The sequence below is a fragment of the Nitrosomonas limosa genome (assembly GCF_054188085.1).
In genome coordinates this window covers 2,138,074-2,154,909 of sequence record NZ_CM135180.1, presented here as the reverse complement: position 1 = coordinate 2,154,909, position 16,836 = coordinate 2,138,074, and the positions used below count along the sequence as shown (strand labels likewise).

16 protein-coding genes, 1 tRNA gene and 1 pseudogene are annotated in these 16,836 nt (G+C 50.9%); 8 read left to right on the top strand and 10 right to left on the bottom strand.

Going from position 1 to position 16,836, the window contains the following annotated elements; genetic code table 11:
• Nucleotides 1-354 precede the first annotated feature (354 nt).
• The 8 genes and pseudogenes from rapA to ACV7NC_RS09845 all read left to right on the top strand — a co-directional run bounded on the left by rapA (nt 355) and on the right by ACV7NC_RS09845 (nt 9,287).
• Nucleotides 355-3,300, top strand: coding sequence for an RNA polymerase-associated protein RapA (rapA, locus tag ACV7NC_RS09880; RefSeq protein WP_458152403.1), 2,946 nt, complete (start codon nt 355-357; stop codon nt 3,298-3,300).
• Between the two features lie 90 nt (nt 3,301-3,390).
• Nucleotides 3,391-3,693 carry a GIY-YIG nuclease family protein gene (locus ACV7NC_RS09875; RefSeq protein ID WP_458152402.1) on the top strand — a complete coding sequence of 101 codons (303 nt, stop codon included), beginning with the start codon at nt 3,391-3,393 and terminating at the stop codon, nt 3,691-3,693.
• Between the two features lie 381 nt (nt 3,694-4,074).
• Nucleotides 4,075-4,326: a hypothetical protein gene (locus ACV7NC_RS09870; protein WP_458154902.1), complete on the top strand. Its 252-nt coding sequence runs from the start codon at nt 4,075-4,077 to the stop codon at nt 4,324-4,326.
• A gap of 179 nt (nt 4,327-4,505) precedes the next feature.
• Complete coding sequence (locus tag ACV7NC_RS09865; protein WP_458152401.1) at nt 4,506-4,811, top strand: DCL family protein; 306 nt, start codon at nt 4,506-4,508, stop codon at nt 4,809-4,811.
• 12 nt (nt 4,812-4,823) lie between these two features.
• Nucleotides 4,824-5,746 (top strand): annotated as a pseudogene (locus tag ACV7NC_RS09860) (HamA C-terminal domain-containing protein).
• A gap of 6 nt (nt 5,747-5,752) precedes the next feature.
• A complete protein-coding gene (locus ACV7NC_RS09855; RefSeq protein WP_458152400.1) occupies nt 5,753-7,405 on the top strand; it encodes a DEAD/DEAH box helicase in 1,653 nt (550 codons plus the stop codon).
• Between the two features lie 113 nt (nt 7,406-7,518).
• Complete coding sequence (locus ACV7NC_RS09850) at nt 7,519-7,848, top strand: hypothetical protein (RefSeq protein ID WP_458152399.1); 330 nt, start codon at nt 7,519-7,521, stop codon at nt 7,846-7,848.
• A gap of 341 nt (nt 7,849-8,189) precedes the next feature.
• Nucleotides 8,190-9,287, top strand: a complete 1,098-nt coding sequence (locus ACV7NC_RS09845) for a virulence RhuM family protein (protein WP_458152398.1) — start codon at nt 8,190-8,192, stop codon at nt 9,285-9,287.
• Between the two features lie 73 nt (nt 9,288-9,360).
• Here ACV7NC_RS09845 and ACV7NC_RS09840 read toward each other — a convergent pair whose 3' ends face one another.
• The 10 genes from ACV7NC_RS09840 to minD all read right to left on the bottom strand — a co-directional run bounded on the left by ACV7NC_RS09840 (nt 9,361) and on the right by minD (nt 16,822).
• Nucleotides 9,361-10,398, bottom strand: a complete 1,038-nt coding sequence (locus tag ACV7NC_RS09840) for an IS630 family transposase (RefSeq protein ID WP_458151853.1) — start codon at nt 10,396-10,398, stop codon at nt 9,361-9,363.
• 140 nt (nt 10,399-10,538) lie between these two features.
• Complete coding sequence (ychF, locus tag ACV7NC_RS09835; protein ID WP_458152397.1) at nt 10,539-11,630, bottom strand: redox-regulated ATPase YchF; 1,092 nt, start codon at nt 11,628-11,630, stop codon at nt 10,539-10,541.
• Between the two features lie 47 nt (nt 11,631-11,677).
• A complete protein-coding gene (gene pth, locus ACV7NC_RS09830) occupies nt 11,678-12,247 on the bottom strand; it encodes an aminoacyl-tRNA hydrolase (RefSeq protein ID WP_458152396.1) in 570 nt (189 codons plus the stop codon).
• Between the two features lie 119 nt (nt 12,248-12,366).
• The gene (locus ACV7NC_RS09825; RefSeq protein ID WP_458152395.1) at nt 12,367-12,987 is read right to left on the bottom strand and encodes a 50S ribosomal protein L25/general stress protein Ctc; all 621 of its coding nucleotides are present in this window, start codon (nt 12,985-12,987) and stop codon (nt 12,367-12,369) included.
• Between the two features lie 63 nt (nt 12,988-13,050).
• Nucleotides 13,051-14,001: a ribose-phosphate pyrophosphokinase gene (locus tag ACV7NC_RS09820; protein WP_458152394.1), complete on the bottom strand. Its 951-nt coding sequence runs from the start codon at nt 13,999-14,001 to the stop codon at nt 13,051-13,053.
• 78 nt (nt 14,002-14,079) lie between these two features.
• Nucleotides 14,080-14,154: transfer RNA gene (locus ACV7NC_RS09815), tRNA-Gln, on the bottom strand.
• Complete coding sequence (ispE, locus tag ACV7NC_RS09810) at nt 14,153-15,001, bottom strand: 4-(cytidine 5'-diphospho)-2-C-methyl-D-erythritol kinase (protein WP_458152393.1); 849 nt, start codon at nt 14,999-15,001, stop codon at nt 14,153-14,155. The genes ACV7NC_RS09815 and ispE overlap by 2 nt, the downstream gene beginning before the upstream one ends.
• Nucleotides 15,002-15,008: 7 nt before the next feature.
• Nucleotides 15,009-15,677 (bottom strand): lipoprotein insertase outer membrane protein LolB, encoded by a 669-nt coding sequence (gene lolB / locus ACV7NC_RS09805; protein WP_458152392.1) that lies wholly within the window; start codon nt 15,675-15,677, stop codon nt 15,009-15,011.
• Between the two features lie 57 nt (nt 15,678-15,734).
• Nucleotides 15,735-16,013 carry a cell division topological specificity factor MinE gene (gene minE / locus ACV7NC_RS09800; RefSeq protein WP_458152391.1) on the bottom strand — a complete coding sequence of 93 codons (279 nt, stop codon included), beginning with the start codon at nt 16,011-16,013 and terminating at the stop codon, nt 15,735-15,737.
• Nucleotides 16,010-16,822, bottom strand: coding sequence for a septum site-determining protein MinD (minD, locus tag ACV7NC_RS09795; protein WP_458152389.1), 813 nt, complete (start codon nt 16,820-16,822; stop codon nt 16,010-16,012). The genes minE and minD overlap by 4 nt, the downstream gene beginning before the upstream one ends.
• Between the last annotated feature and the right edge of the window lie 14 nt (nt 16,823-16,836).

The window sequence follows — 16,836 nt, the reverse complement described above, 5'->3', positions numbered from 1 at the left end:
TCATTGATCCTTTAATTTAAAACCGTTGTAATTTTCGCCGGTTAACTTCCTTGAGTTAAAGGAAGTTAACCGGCTTAGTTTTTTCCGGTCCCGGCAAATTCCGCGGGTGCTGAATCCTAGCAGGCCGTTGAAAAACGTTTTCGAGGCAGCCGATACAAGGCAAAAACAGGCGAAAAAGCGCAGTTTATGCGATATAAATGAGCATTTTGAGCTTGTTTTTAACACCGTAGCGGCAACGTAGATAGTTTTTCAACGGCCTGCTAGCGCGTGACATCGGCTGCGCAAGGCCGCTTGCTTCGGCTATCATAAGCGGTTTTGGCAAGTTCGCTGCCATTTCAACCGGAATTCTCTATCATGATGCAAGAGTTTAAGCCAGGGCAACGCTGGATTTGCGATGTCGATTTACAATTAGGGTTGGGTACGGTGCAAGCCGTCGAACACCGGATTGTCACCATTTTGTTTAAAGCAACCGGCGAAAGCCGTGCGTACGCGAAACATTCCGCGCCGCTGACGCGGGTGATCTTCAAGCCGGGCGATACCGTCAACAGCCAGGACGGCGTCGCGATGATTGTTTCCGGCGTGACCGAACGCAATGGGCTGGCCGTCTACACCGGTACCCGCGAAGACGGCAGTAAGATGGAACTCACGGAAGACCAATTGGCGCCGCAGGTGCAGTTGAACCGCCCGTCCGAGCGTTTATTCACCGGTCAATTCGACCAGGACAAATGGTTCCGCATCCGTTATCAATCGTTGCTAATCCGCAACCAACTGGCGCAAGCGCCGCTGTACGGCCTGGTGGGTACCCGCACCAGCCTGATCCCGCATCAACTGTATATTGCCCACGAAGTGGGCCGCCGTTTTGCGCCGCGCGTGCTGTTGGCGGATGAAGTCGGACTGGGAAAAACCATCGAAGCCGGACTGATTTTGCACCAGCAATTGCTCACCGAGCGCGCCAAGCGCGTGCTGATTGTGGTGCCGGAAACCCTGGTACATCAATGGCTGGTGGAAATGCTGCGGCGTTTCAATCTGCAATTCAGTATTTTTGACGAAGAACGTTGTCTGTCGCTGGAAGAAAGCGAAGAAGACGAAGACGGGGAAGATAACCGCAGCAGAAAAAATGAAAACGGCGAAAATCCGTTTCATAGCGAGCAACTGGTGCTGTGCAGCCTGCATTTTCTGCGGCAATATCCGAAGCGCTTCAAGCAGGCGCTGCAAGGCCGCTGGGATTTGCTGGTGGTTGACGAAGCGCATCACTTGCACTGGTCGCCGCAAGCCGCCAGCCCGCAATACGCCATGATCGAGCAGTTGGCGATGCGCACCCGCGGTGTGCTGCTGTTAACCGCAACCCCGGAACAATTAGGCAAAGCCAGCCACTACGCCCGCCTGCGCTTGCTCGATCCGCACCGCTTCAGCAGTTTTTCCGAATTTGTGGCCGAGGAGCAATCGTACGAACCGATCGCCCGTGCGGTTGAAGCCTTGCTCGAAGGCCAAGCATTGAATGCTGACATTAGCCAATTGATCGCCGAAACGCTCGAATCGGATCAAGCGCAAAGCTTACTGACGCAACTGCAAGATTCTTCAGCGGATCAGCCGCAGATCGAACAAGCCCGAAATCAGCTCGCGGAATTACTGCTCGACCGGCACGGCACCGGGCGCATCCTGTTCCGCAACACGCGCGCGGCGGTCAAAGGATTCCCCGAGCGCAAGCTGGTCGCCAGTCCGTTGCCGATACCGGCGGAATACCTGCCCTGCTTGGTAACGTTTGAAACCACGCCGTTATCCAAACCGCAATTGCTGCTGTGCCCGGAATTGATCTACCAAGTGCGCTCCGAAGACGGTCAGCCGTACTGGACCGAAATCGACCCGCGCGTGAATTGGCTGATCGCCACGCTCAAGCGGGTAAAGCCGGAAAAAGTGCTGGTCATTGCCGCCAATGCGCAAACCGCACGCGATCTGGCGCAAGCGCTGAAAGAAACCACCGGGCAATTCATCCCGGTATTCCACGAAAGCATGAGCCTGGTCGAACGCGACCGCGCTGCGGCGTTCTTTGCCGACAAGGAAACCGGCGGCCAGGTGCTGATCTGCTCGGAAATCGGCAGCGAAGGCCGCAATTTCCAGTTTGCGCATCATCTGGTGCTGTTCGATTTGCTGCTCAATCCCGATCTGCTCGAGCAGCGCATCGGCCGGCTCGATCGCATCGGCCAGACCGACACTATCCAGATCCATGTGCCCTACCTGGAAAACAGCGCATTGGCGGTGATGTTCCACTGGTACCACGAAGGCCTGAACGCGTTCGAAAAAACCTGCCCGGCCGGTCAAACGGTGTTTGTCAAAGTCGAAGAGCAGCTCATCGCCGCGCTGCATCAACGCCAGACCCAGACCGAAGCATTGAGCGATTTGATCGGTGTCACGCAAACGGCGCTTCAGGAATTGAACGAAGCGCTCGATCGCGGGCGCGACAAGTTATTGGAATATAACTCGTTCCGGCCGCACATCGCCAACCGCTTGACCGGCCAAGCGCAGGCGCAGGATGACGATGCGCTGCTGCCGCAGTACATGGACACAGTCTTCGACTGCTGCGGCGTGCATATCGAAGAACACCGCGCCGGCAGTTTTCTGATCGAACCGAGCGAACACATGAGCATGCCGTTTCCCGGCCTGGACGACGAAGGCTCGATCATTACCTATTCGCGCGCCGTGGCGCTGAGCAATGAGGATGTGCATTTTCTGACCTGGGAACACCCGATGGTCACGCACGCGATGGAGCGGATTCTGAGCCACGAAAACGGCAACGCCGTGGTGACCATGATGAAACACAAACGTGTGCAGCCGGGCACCTTGCTGCTCGAAACTCTGTTTGTGCTTGAAGCCAGCGGGCACAACGTGCAACAGAGCAACCGCTATCTGCCGCCCGCGGTGATTCGCATTTTGCTCGATGAGCAAAGCAGCGGCGATTATCCGTATCTCGATCACGACTCGATCAATCAGCACCTGCAACCGGTCGCAACCGGCATCGCCAAGCAAGTGATCCAACTGAAAGAAGACGCCATCCGCGAGCTGTTAACCGCCAGCGAACAACAAGCCAGCGCGCAAGCCCCGCAACTCATCGCCGCCGCCGAAGCGCGCATCCGGCAAACCTTCACCCCGGAAATCGAACGTCTCAAAGCGCTGCAACAAGTCAACCCGAACGTGCGCGACGAAGAAATTCAATTCTTCGAGCGGCAACTGCAACAACTGACCAGCGCGCTGAAATCCAGCAATTTGCGGCTTGATGCGGTGCGGGTGATTGTGGCGACGTAAAGGCTGAGGCGGGCTGCGGAGTCGAAAACACTGGATTCCCGCCTGCGCGGGAATGACGAAAATAGGTGGCGATGTTAAACAGGAGAGGGTGTGAAGGATCCATACGTTTATTTATTGGCCAGTCAAAGAAACGGGACGCTCTACATTGGCGTGACATCGAACTTGATCCAGCGCATTTGGCAGCATCGCGAAGGTTTGGCGGAAGGGTTTACCCAAAAATACGGGGTGAAAACCCTGGTCTGGTATGAACAGCATGCGACGATGGAAAGCGCTATTGCCCGGGAAAAGGCATTGAAAAAATGGAACCGCGCCTGGAAATTAAAACTGATTGAAGAAACCAATCCGCAATGGCGGGATCTCTGGCCGGAAATAAACGGAGAGACCGAACCTTAATCTCCCCGCACTGTACATTTCATTACTCTCCCGCAACTCTACGGCCCGTCATCTCCCGCACACATGGCTGTTATCCCCACGCATATACCGTCATCCCCGCGCATATACCCGTCATTCCCGCGAAGGCGGGAACCCAGAACCACCGGACACGCTCCCGCGATTGGATTCCCGCTTTCGCGGGAATGACGAAAAGTAAAGTGGCGATGCGGGAATGACGAGAAGTGAAGCGGTAATACGGGAATGATGAAAAGAAATGTAGCGACGCGGGAGTGACGGAGAGAAAAGCGGTTGCCTCAATCGCCGGCGATGTCCAGTGGTGGCAGGCTGTTCACGATTTTCATCGTTTTCACTTAGTATTCGGCGTTGGTGGGTTAAGACGCGATCCGCGAACTGTTAGCTACCAGCGAACAACAAGCCAGCGCGCAAGCCCCGCAACTTATCGCCGCAGCCGAAACACGCATCCGGCAAACCTTCGCCCCGGAAATCGAACGCCTCAAAGCGCCGCAACAAGTCAACCTGAACGTGCGCGACGAAGAAATTCAATTCTTTGAACAACAGTTGGCGCAACTGACTGGCGCGCTGAAATCCAGCAATTTGCGGCTCGATGCCGTGCGGGTGATTGTGGCGACGTAACAAAATGCAGAGTAATCTGCGCCGATCAATCCGGCTATAATGCAAAATCTTTGTTAATACTGGGTTAATGCCGGTCCGATGCGATATTCCATTTTACTGCTAAGCAGGGAGAAACACGCGTGAATCCCGAAATTCTCCTTCTGGCTGCATGTGACCTAACAATAAATAAGGAACCAAAAATGGCAAAACGAAAACCAGTGGTTCTTGAAACCATAAGCTTCGACAATCAAAGCCTAGCTCATACCTTTTTCCAGGAAATGCTTCAACGCTATGTACCGGGAGAGTTGGTTTCACCTGAGGACACAATTCATCTTGCTGAACTGTTCAAGAGGCACCCGAGTTATCCAACAAAGATTGGACCTGGCGTCAACTATTTCGAAGTCATGCCGGAAAAATTTGGTTCTCAATGCTTTTGCGCGGTATTAAAGGATGGAACTAAGGAAGGTTTCTCCTACAAGAAGTGCGTGACACAAAAAGGCGATTGATCCTTTAATTGGATGAACTCGATGGACTTCGAAATTCTCATCAATGACGACTACCTGAATCTGGTTCAGAACACAGAGCTTACTCCTGTCGATAACAAGACCGTTCTTAGCCTCGTTAACGATTTTGAGGATGAGAAGTGGCGACGTGAAAAATTTGAGAATTTCGTCTGGGACAACATAGCCTTGACCGCATTGTCGGCACAGGAGCGGGAAAAACTGGCAGGCAAGAGTGCTTCGACTCTACGGGCAGCAGCAAAAAACCTGCGGCTAACCGATAAAGGCGACATTGGGCAGGGCAGCGAGCTTGCCGAAATCGTGCTCTATGGAATCATGCATCACTACTACGAGGCATTGCCCGTCGTCCCCAAGATTTTCTACAAGCAAAACACGCAAGACAACGCCAAAGGGGCTGACAGTGTTCATATCGTCCTCGAGGGCGATGACGGTTTTCGCTTTGGTTCGGAGAGGCGAAATTTTACAACAGCATTGAAAACGCAAGGCTATCATCTGTCGTCGAATCTGTCGGGAATTCTCTGAAAACTGAAAAGCTGAAAAAAGAAAACAGCATCATCACCAACATGGCAGACGTTGATCGACTGGTCGAGAACAAGGATCTGGTTGCCAAGATTAAGCTTGCTTTGTCCCCCGATAATTCGATGGACAACATCAAGCCGATACTTCATATCTCCATCCTGCTCCTGCATGAATGCACACTTACAGCCAAAGCAAAGGAGATGGGTGACAAGTATAGGGAAGAAATTCGAGAGCACCACCTTGACCGTGCTACTGCCTATTTCAAGAAGCAAATCGAAGAGCTATCCGACAAGGTTGCCAAGTATTCATCAATCAAATTCCACATCATTCTGTTTCCTGTTCCAGACAGGAAAGAATTGGTTGAGCGGTTCTCAAGTGCGGTCACGCATCACAAGGGATAACGAGCGATGGATATCTTCGAGGAATGTTCTGTCATTAATGACTTGCTTCAAGCCGATAAAGGAGTTGAGGCAAGAAACCGTCTTATTCTTTTGCTTGATAACTTCCGCAAAGAAAATCAATCCTACGATCCGTTGCTAAACCACCTGATTCGAGAGTCAGGGCTTTATCCCTATCTCGAGCCCGAAACATCGAGTTGGCAAGATCGGTTCGTTTACGAGTCGTTCAAAGTGGACATTGGGCAGGATGAGCCTGTAACGCTTCACAGCGAACAATCGTTAGTCTTGAAACATCTTTTGGATGGCGACGATCTTGCAGTCAGCGCACCGACGAGCTTTGGCAAAAGCTTGATCATTGATGCCTACATCGCAATCAAAAAGCCTACGAACGTCCTGATTTTGGTTCCCACCATTGCGTTGACCGATGAGACCAGGCGTCGATTGAGCAAGAAGTTTTCTGCCGAGTACAAGATCGTGACAACATCGGAGGTCGAGCTTGGAGAGAAAAACATTCTCATCTTTCCACAGGAAAGGGCGATTCATTATTGCGACAAGCTTGAGCAATTGGATTTGCTTGTCGTCGACGAGTTTTACAAGGCAAGCCGAGCGTTCGACGAGGAAAGGTCGCCAGCTCTCTTGAAAGCCATGCTCAAACTGGGCGAGAAAGCTGCACAGAAGTATTACTTGGCGCCGAATATTTCTGAGTTGAAAGACAATCCATTTACAAAGGGCATGCGGTTCTTACCTATGGATTTCAACACCGTATTCCTTGAAAAGCATGAGCTATACAAGGAGATCAACAAGGACGCGCAAAAGAAAAATAATGCGTTGCTGGAGATTCTTGGTAAGCAAGAAACGAAGTCCCTGATATACGCAGGCAGCTATTCCAACGTCGATAGCGTAGCAACACTGCTCATAGAAAACACTGAAAGGGAACACAGCAAATTGCTTTCAGATTTTTCGGCTTGGCTTGCGACGAACTACCATCCGAACTGGAAGCTGACCAATTTGGTGAAGCGAGGTGTCGGCATCCACACCGGTCAGCTTCATCGCTCCCTAAGCCAAATACAGGTTCGACTCTTTGAGGAAGAGAAAGGTGGGCTGCAAACGCTGGTTTCAACTTCATCCATCATTGAAGGGGTGAATACATCGGCGGAAAACATCATTGTCTGGAGCAACAAGAAGGGACACCTGAAACTTGACGACTTCACCTATCGTAACATCATAGGGCGAGGTGGACGGATGTTCAGGCATTTTGTCGGCAATATTTTTATTCTTGAAGAGCCTCCATCTCCTGTAGAAATCCAATTGGAATTGACATTCCCCGATGAATTGCTTGCTGATGTCAACGATGAGAAATACAAACAGGAACTCACCAAGGAACAGTTGGCAAAGCTCTTGCACTACAAGGAGGAGATGGCACAGCTAATGGGGCAAGAGTCATTTGAGCGCCTGAGAAATGAAGGGATGCTGATTTCCAGTGACACGGAACTAATTGCCACGATAGCTCTTGCGATCAAGAACGACCCCAAATTTGTAAGAGCACTTGCTAGTCTACATGCGTCATCAAACGACTATTGGGGTTGGGCGCTCTCTAATAAAGTCCTAAAGCTTGTCCCTAGTGGATGGGATACTACTTACACGAAATTTCTGAATTCGTGAGGGCGTTATCCAATAATTGGAGCCTTTCAATCCCTGAACTTCTAGATCAGCTATCAGAGCATGACGTTACGATCGACGATTTCTTCAAGATGGAACGCAATGCAACGTTCAAATTGACCGCATTGCTGAACGACATCAACGTTATCCAGAAGGAAATAACGCCCGAACACAAGGTGGATATCTCTCCCTTCATCGCAAAGTTGTCCAAGGCATTCCTGCTATCATGTGTGATGGAACTTGAAGAGTACGGATTACCTCGAATGCTGGCTAAACGGATCACTGCATCCGGCCTTATCAATTTCGAAGATGAAAAACTTGACCTTCATTCTGCAATCAAGCTTTTGCGCGAATTGAAGCCTGAAATTCTTGCAAAAATCGAAGGACTTGATGATTTTGATCGCTATGTCCTAGATTATTTTTATGAAGGTATTGCAATCCAGTAGTCGAATGCTGAGCACCAGAAAAGCCTTGTTGCTCAAGGATGGGGTGCACTCCCGGTAGCAAAAATTAGATAGCAATGCGGCGCTGACGGAATCGGATTGACGGTGAGCCAATGCAGGTGTTTCTATGGAGTTTCTTGTAGTACTGAACAAGAGGAGGGACAAATGAACGGCAATTACGATACCCTCCTTCCGTCGCTAATCCGGTGATCCAGGCAGGTCGCAACGAAGCTCATACACGAACTGAACTCATCGACTCGCAGCTCGCGCCCGCTGGCTGGTACAGTGAGTTGCAATGGTTGTCGTAACCGATAATCTTGTGCAGATTATATTGGAGAGAGTATATGTCTGAAAAAAAGATTCCAACCGAGAAACAACCCATCATGGTTACTGAAGGTGCCGAAGCTCCTTTTCTGCTTTATTTCGGCGATGATGAGAAAGTACATGTGCGAGTGCTCATCCACGCTGAATCTCTTTGGTTGACCCAACGCCTTATGGCCGATTTGTTCCAGACTAGCGCGGACAATATAAACTTACATCTTAAGAATATATTTGCTGAGGGTGAGCTGGAGGAATCGGCAACTACCGAGGATTTCTCGGTAGTTCAGAATGAGGGTGGGCGAGCTGTCCGGCGCAAGCTCAAACACTACAGCCTTGACGCCATTATTGCCGTTGGCTATCGTGTGAGCTCCAAGCGCGCTACCCAGTTTCGCATCTGGGCAACCCAGATCCTCAAAGAATATATTCGTAAAGGCTTTGTGCTGGATGATGAGCGGTTAAAGCAGGGAAAGCGGGTTTTCGGCGAAGATTATTTCCAAGAATTGCTCGAGCGGGTCCGCTCTATCCGGGCCAGCGAGCGGCGTATCTATCAGCAAATCACTGACATCTTTGCCGAATGCAGTATTGATTACGATCCAAAATCGGACATCACGCAAAACTTCTATGCCATGGTGCAAAACAAGTTTCACTACGCCATTACCGGCCAGACCGCAGCCGAGATCATTCTGCAGAAGGCTGATCGTACTGCTCCTCATATGGGCTTACTTACTTGGAAAAATGCACCTCATGGCCGTATCCTCGCCTCAGATGTAACGGTCGCTAAGAACTATTTGACCGAACCGGAAATCAAGCGATTAGAACGTACCATTTCCAGTTTTTTCGACTATATCGAAAACATCATTGAAAACCGGCTTCAAATGAGAATGGCTGATATGGCCGAAAGTGTAGACAAGTTTCTAAGCTTTAACGAATTTGAAGTGCTGACACATAAAGGCCATGTGAGCAAGACGCAAGCTGATCAGAAAGCTTTATCCGAATATGCGGAATTCAATCGGACACAGAACATCGAATCCGATTTTGATCGAGTGTTGAAAGCAGCCAAAACTCTGGAGAATGGAAATCAGAAATCCAAAAGAACGAAACCTAATTCAGGGAAAAAATGAATACCTTTGCGTGCTGGGTGGATAGGGCTTAATTTTTGTATCTTATTGATCCGGCCAGATTAAGTTTGAAGTTTCAAGCGGCATATTTGACCCTCGGATCTTGAAAGAAGCTTTTGACCCGTTCGGGTGATTGTTCAAGTTTAACCATGTGTTCGGTGGCAGCGAGTTTGAGTTTGGCCTTGGTGCGCACCGGCACTTTCGTCCCGATGGCATGCTTGAGGTCGGCATTGAGGCGTTCCTCCGGATTCAGTTCCGGGCTATAGCTGGGCAGGTAGAACAGCTCGATTTTGTCTTGTCGTTCAGCGACCCATGCCTTGACCTGTTTGCTGTGATGAACCCGCAGATTGTCGAGAATCAAGAATACCTTCTTCCCGGCATCCTTGATCAGCGCTTCGAGGAATTCGATCAGCCTGTCGGCGTTGAAGGCCTCGTCGATGATCATCCAGCGTGTTTTGCCCTGATTCGTCACTGCGGCAATCATCGATAGCTTCTGTCGCGCACCACCAGTCGCGTAGGTGACTGGCGTCTTGCCTGCCGGAGCATAGCAACGACCGCGCACATCGGTATTGACCAAGGCAGTTTCATCGCCCCAGTGAATCTCGCCGCCTTCCGCCTTGGCGCGCTTCTCAATTTCCGGGTATTGCTCGTTGAGCCAGGCTTGTACGGCTTCAGGCCGCTGCTCATAGGCCTTCTTGATCGGCTTCTGGGGAGTGAAACCCCAACGTGACAGATAGTTGCCTACGCCGCGCACCGACAGCTTGATGCTGTACTCCCGCTCTATCAGTTGCATGACCGCCGCCCGATTCCACAGCGCAAATTCCATCTTCAGTTGCTCCGGGCGCTTGTCACAAATGATCTTGCGGATGGCTTGTTCCTGTTCCTCTGTCAGTGCCCGCCCTTGACCAGCACGCTTGCCTCGCATCCCTGGCTTCAGGGCGGAAAATCCGCCTTCTTCATACCGATCTATCGCAAACCGAACTGTCGGATACGAAAGCCCACTGAGCTCAACAATTTGCATCACGCCGTAGCCCTTGCGATGCAACCGCACCACTTGCTTGCGCCGTTCATGCAGTTGCTCCAGCGTCGAATATCTTGCGTCGTCTTTTTCCATTTCAACAAGATGGGGGGCGATTCATAAATTTCAAGTATTATTGTGCCGAGTCAATAGTAACGCATTGTCAGTTTGTGTCGTTCGCAGCGACAGATCAATGAAATATGTCGCAAATTTCTTGTTTTTGCGACACATCACAATCAGACATTGAAGCGGAAATGTATCACATCGCCATCCTTGACGATGTATTCCTTGCCTTCGAGGCGCATTTTTCCGGCTTCTTTGGCGCCTTGCTCGCCATTGTACGCGATGAAGTCGTCGTAGCTGATGACTTCGGCGCGGATGAAGCCTTTTTCGAAATCGGTGTGGATGACGCCGGCTGCTTGCGGGGCGGTGTCGCCTTTGTGGATGGTCCAGGCGCGGACTTCTTTGACGCCGGCGGTGAAGTAGGTTTGCAGTCCGAGCAGGTCGTAACCGGCGCGCACGAGGCGGTTGAGACCGGGTTCTTCGAGGTTCAAGTCGGCTAGAAAGACTTTTTTGTCTTCGTCGGATAGTTCCGCGATTTCCGCTTCGAGCGCGGCGCAGATGGCGACGACCGGTGCGCCTTCCTTGGCGGCGTATTCTTGCACGCGGGTGAGCAGCGGATTGTTTTCAAAGCCATGATCGTCAACATTGGCGACGTAAATCGCCGGTTTCGCGGTCAATAAACACAGCGGCTGCAATAAGAGCTTTTGCTCTTTATCCAAGTCCATTGTTCTGGCGGGTTTGCCTTCGTTCAGGTGCGCTTGCACTTTTTCCAGCAAGGCGCACAACTTGATTGCATCCTTGTTGCCGGATTTGGCGACTTTTGATTCGCGCAGCAGTGTTTTTTCCACCGTGGCGAGGTCGGCCAGCGCCAGTTCGGTTTGGATCACTTCGATATCGGAGATTGGATCGACTTTGCCGGCGACGTGCACAACATTGTCATCGGCGAAGCAGCGCATCATGTTGACGATGCCGTCAGTCTCGCGGATGTTGGCGAGGAATTTGTTACCCAGCCCCTCGCCTTTGGAAGCGCCCGCGACCAGCCCGGCAATATCGACGAATTCGACGATGGCCGGTTGCACTTTTTGCGGTTTGACGATATCGCTGAGTTTTTGCAGGCGCGGATCAGGCACTTCGACGATGCCGACATTCGGATCGATGGTGCAGAATGGATAATTTTCCGCGGCGATGCCCGCTTTGGTCAACGCATTAAACAAAGTGGATTTGCCGACATTGGGCAGGCCTACGATTCCACATTTCAGACTCATGACCGGTTTCTCATTAAAAAGGGTTAAATAACAAAATTATGATGGGGTTATGCTTTGGTATGAAGCTTCAGCATCGCGGCTTCGCACGCGCCTTGCGCAATGAGCGGCCAGACTTCCAGGCTGCGGGCGATGGCTTCGTCGATCAGCGGTGCTTCTTCCTTGCGCGGCGGATGCAGCACATAACCGACTACAGCGCTACGTTCGCCCGGATGACCGATGCCGATCCTCAATCGCCAGAAATCCTGAGTGCCCAATTTGGCTGCGATATCCTTGAGGCCGTTATGTCCACCCAAACCGCCGCCTTTTTTTAGCTTGGCAACGCCGGGCTGCAGATCCAGTTCGTCATGCACCACGATGATTTCATCCGGCAGGATTTTATAAAACTGGCACAGCGCGGCAACCGATTGTCCGCTGCGGTTCATAAACGTTTGCGGTTCCAGCAGCCACACGTCGAGATCTTTTTGGCGGACTTGCGCGCACAAGCCGTGAAAGCGCGTTTCCAGCTTGAGCGATACTTGCAGCATGCGGGCGAGCTGGTCGACCCAATCGAAACCGGCGTTATGCCGGGTTCCATCGTATTCCCTGCCCGGATTACCCAATCCAACGATTAATTTCATGGCAACCATTGATTTGACTGAGACCAACACTCATAAAAGAAAAATCTGCTGGATTGATAATCAACGCCAGCAGATTCTCCCAATTTTCAGTACAACGCGTGATTGTTTTCCGATACCGCTTATTTCTTCTCGCCGCCTTCAGCCGTAGCTGCTGCTTCTTCAGAGAGCGCCGAGCGCGGAATCACGATCGTTACCACCGGTAAATTTTCACCTTTGGCTAACGATACGGTTTCAACGCCTTTAGGCAGTGTCAAATCGCTCAAGTGCAGCGTGTGACCAGCCGTCAGCTCGGCCAGATCCACCGAAATGAATTCCGGTAAGTCCCCTGGCAAGCAACTGATATCCACTTCGGTCAGAATATGCGACACGATCCCGCCGGAGGTTTTCACACCGGGTGCAATTTCCTCGTTGATGAAGTGCAATGGCACCTTCATATGAATTTTCTTATTCTTGTCGACGCGCTGAAAATCAACATGCAGCACTTGCTGTTTGAAGGGGTGCATTTGGATGTCGCGCAACAGCACGGGTTCTTTCTTACCGTCAACGCTGAGCGTCAGGATTGACGCATGAAAAGCTTCAAGTTTGAGATTGTAAAACAAATCCTTATGATTCATTTCGATTGCTTGCGCTGGGGCTTCGCCGCCGTAAATAACCGCCGGAACGACGCCGCTGCGACGCAGGCGGCGGCTCGCACCCTTTCCCTGCACTGTGCGCTTGTCGGCGCTGATTTCAATTTTCATGGTAAGACTCCTGAGTGATGGTTTGTTCGCGACCAAACAAACCGGTTAATAAAACTATTATGGCTATTCCATGAATAGCGAACTTAATGAACTTTCATTGCTGATCCGCAGCATCGTTTCTGCCAGCAAGCTGGCGATGCTTAACTGGCAAATGCGGTCACACGCCATCGCATCCGCGCGCAGCGGAATGGTATCGGTGACGACCAGCTTGTCTAATGCGGAGTTTTGAATCCGATCCACGGCATTGCCGGATAAAACCGCATGGGTGGAATACGCAATGACCGATTTTGCACCGTGTTCTTTCAAGGCGTTGGCCGCCTGACAGAGCGTATTGGCGGTATCCACCATGTCGTCAATGATCACGCAGGTGCGGTCTTTGACTTCACCGATGATGTTCATGACTTTTGCTTCATTCGGCTTGGGGCGGCGCTTGTCGATGATGGCCAGATCACATTCCAGGCGCTTGGCCAAGTGCCGCGCCCGAACCACACCGCCAACGTCGGGCGATACCACGATCAGATTCTGGTAATTGTGTTTCCAGATGTCGCCCAGCAAAATCGGCATGCCGTAGATATTGTCAACCGGCATATCGAAGAAACCCTGAATCTGATCCGAATGCAAATCCATCGTCAGCAAGCGGTCGATGCCCACCGTTGTGAGCATATTGGCGACGACTTTTGCGGTAATCGGCACACGGGCTGAGCGCGGTCTGCGATCCTGGCGCGCGTATCCGAAATAGGGAATGGCAGCGGTAATGCGGCTCGCCGATGCGCGTTTCAGGGCATCCACCATCACCAGTATTTCCATCAGGCTGTCGTTGGTGGGTGCACAAGTCGATTGCAGCACGAACACATCTTTGCCGCGCACGTTTTCGAGTATTTCAACCATGACTTCACCGTCACTGAAACGCCCGACGGTGGCGCGCCCCAGATGGATATTGAGATGCTTGACAGCATCTTCCGCCAATTTAGGATTGGCGGTGCCGGTAAAAACCATCAAACTGTCATAGGCCATATTATTTTTCTGCAATAATCAGTTTGAAAAATAGTAAAGGTTTTTCACTTAACTCGAATTTTTCTCAATAAAAGAAGCTGGCAGGGGAGGTAGGGATCGAACCTACGAATGCCGGAATCAAAATCCGGTGCCTTACCACTTGGCGACTCCCCTAAATCTTTGATTCAATGATTTTATGAATCGGATGGTAATCTAACCCTTTTGCTACAAACCCTTTGACATCCTTTGGAATTTTTTCCAATGCGGCTTGTGCTGCCGGCTCTGAAGCAAATTCTGCAAAAACGCACGCTCCCGAACCGCTCATGGCCGCTATTGTAGTATTTTCCAGTTTCTTTAGCCACTCCAAACATCGAGCGACTTCAGGGTATAAGCGGCAAACGACCGATTCCAAATCGTTATGTCCTTGCCAGACGGAAAAGGGCGGTATTGTGATCGGTATTGTGTTTCGTGTCAATTCCTTACTGGTAAAAATCTCTGCGGTCGATACATGCACCGGCGGTACCAGTATCAGATACCAGGCCGGCGGCAGTTCGATCGCGGACAGCTTTTCGCCGACACCTTCGGCAAACGCATTTTGACCGAAAATAAACACCGGAACGTCGGCGCCCAATTGCAATCCCAGTTCGAGCAAGCGTGCTTGACTCACACGGGCTTGCCATAAATGGTTCAGCGCCAGTAAGGTGGTCGCTGCATCCGAGCTGCCGCCACCGAGACCGCCGCCCATTGGGATTTGTTTGTGCAAAAAGATATCGACGCCGGCCGTGACAGCGGCTTCACGCCGCAATAACGTGGCGGCGCGAACGCATAAATCCTTGTCTTCGGGCACGCCCGGAATCGGGGTGTGCAGTTTGATAATACCGTCGGGTCGCAACCGGAAACTCAGTTGATCCGAGTAATCAATCAGGCGGAACACGGTTTGCAACAAATGATAACCGTCCGGTCTGCGGCCGGTCACGTGTAAAAAAAGATTCAGTTTTGCCGGAGCGGGAAAGGTATGCATAGGCGGATTAGTTGACTTTCCAGTTATCAACAATCAAGCGGATTTTCAGCTTCTGATTTTCGAAGAACAAGTGGATGTTTTTTGGTAATGGCGCCGAACTGAACGAGGTTTGGGTAAAACTGTTGTAATGGATGTGCCAACCGTCTTGCCGGATTGCGAGCAACTGATTTTGCCGGTCCAGATCTTTTTCAGCGGCGGTCAGCGGTGAATGCATTCCCTGAATCCAGTATTTCAAGCCATCGAGCGGCAATCGCCAGCCGAGAATCTGTTCCGTCAAAGCCTCCGTATCGTTGGCATAGTAACCTTCCATTTTGGAGGTAATCAAACGAACCCCTTCTTCGTCTTTGGTGATTTCCGCCACTGCCTGGCCTAACGGTGCAAATAGCAGAATAACGTCATTGGTGGTCTGATGTTCCCAGCGGAAACTGCCGGAAAAACTTTGTTTCTCATCTTGAATGGCAATGCGGCCTAAGATATTAAAATCGTAGGCTGGAGTTTTCTGTGCGGAGGTTGCGGGGTCGAATAATACGGTGGTTGCAACCGTGTCGGTTTGTGTGACCGTCGGGATGGTTTTACACCCGTGCAGCAGAATTATCAGGCAGCCGATCAAAATTCCCGGAAGAACGTTCCGCTGGTTAATTCGAAGCCGCATCGCAGGCCGTTTGAATTTTCTCAATCATTGCAACGATCATCAATTCCGCTTCATCAGGCAGCGCTCGCTAAGCGGGAGACGCTAATTATTGGCGGTTCTATTGGTTTGTTGATAATCCGGCAGGATAATATTCAGTTCCAACGTTTCCTGATTTTCGTCCTGTTCAAAATTTATGGATATCGCGTCTTGATCGACATTCACATATTTGCGGATGACTTCGAGCAATTCCTTTTGCAATTGCGGTAAATAAGATGGCTGATTACGGTATTTACGCTCGTGCGCGACAAGAATTTGCAGCCTTTCCTTGGCTACTGGCGCAGTTTTGGGTTTGGAAGATCTGAAATAGTCAAGTAAGCTCATTTTCTTCCTCCAAAAAGTCGCTTGAGAAACCCTTGTTTGCCATCGATAAACCGATGCGGAAGTTTCTCTCCAAGATATCGCGCCACGACATCGGCGTAGGCCTGACCGGCTTCGCTTTTTTCATCCAGTATGACCGGCATCCCGGCATTGGATGCGGATAAGACTGATTTTGACTCGGGGATAATGCCCAATAATTCCAAGGACAAGATTTCCTGCACGTCCTCCAGGCTTAGCATTTCTCCCAATCTGACCCGATCCGGATCGTAGCGGGTCAGCAATAAATATTCCTTGATCGGTTCTTCATTTCTCTCAGCCCGGCGTGATTTACTGGAAAGAATACCGAGCATGCGGTCGGAATCCCGCACCGATGAAATTTCAGGGTTGGTCACGACAAAAGCGTCGTCCGCGTAATAAAGCGCTAAATTGGCGCCCTTTTCAATACCGGCGGGTGAATCGCAGACAATGTATTCAAAATCCTTGGATAATTCATCTAAAACCTTACCGACGCCTTCTTGCGTCAATGCATCTTTGTCGCGCGTTTGCGAGGCCGGCAGGATATAGAGCAAATTGCAGTTTTTATCGCGGATAAGCGCTTGATTGAGACTGGCTTCACCATTGATTACATTGATGAAATCATAAACCACCCGGCGTTCGCAGCCCAAAATTAAATCCAGGTTGCGTAATCCCACGTCGAAATCGATAACAGCCGTTTTGTGGCCTTTTTTCGCTAATCCCATGGCAATCGCTGCGCTCGTTGTGGTTTTACCGACGCCCCCCTTGCCTGATGTCACGACTATAATTCTTGCCAATTGCGCCTCCTTTA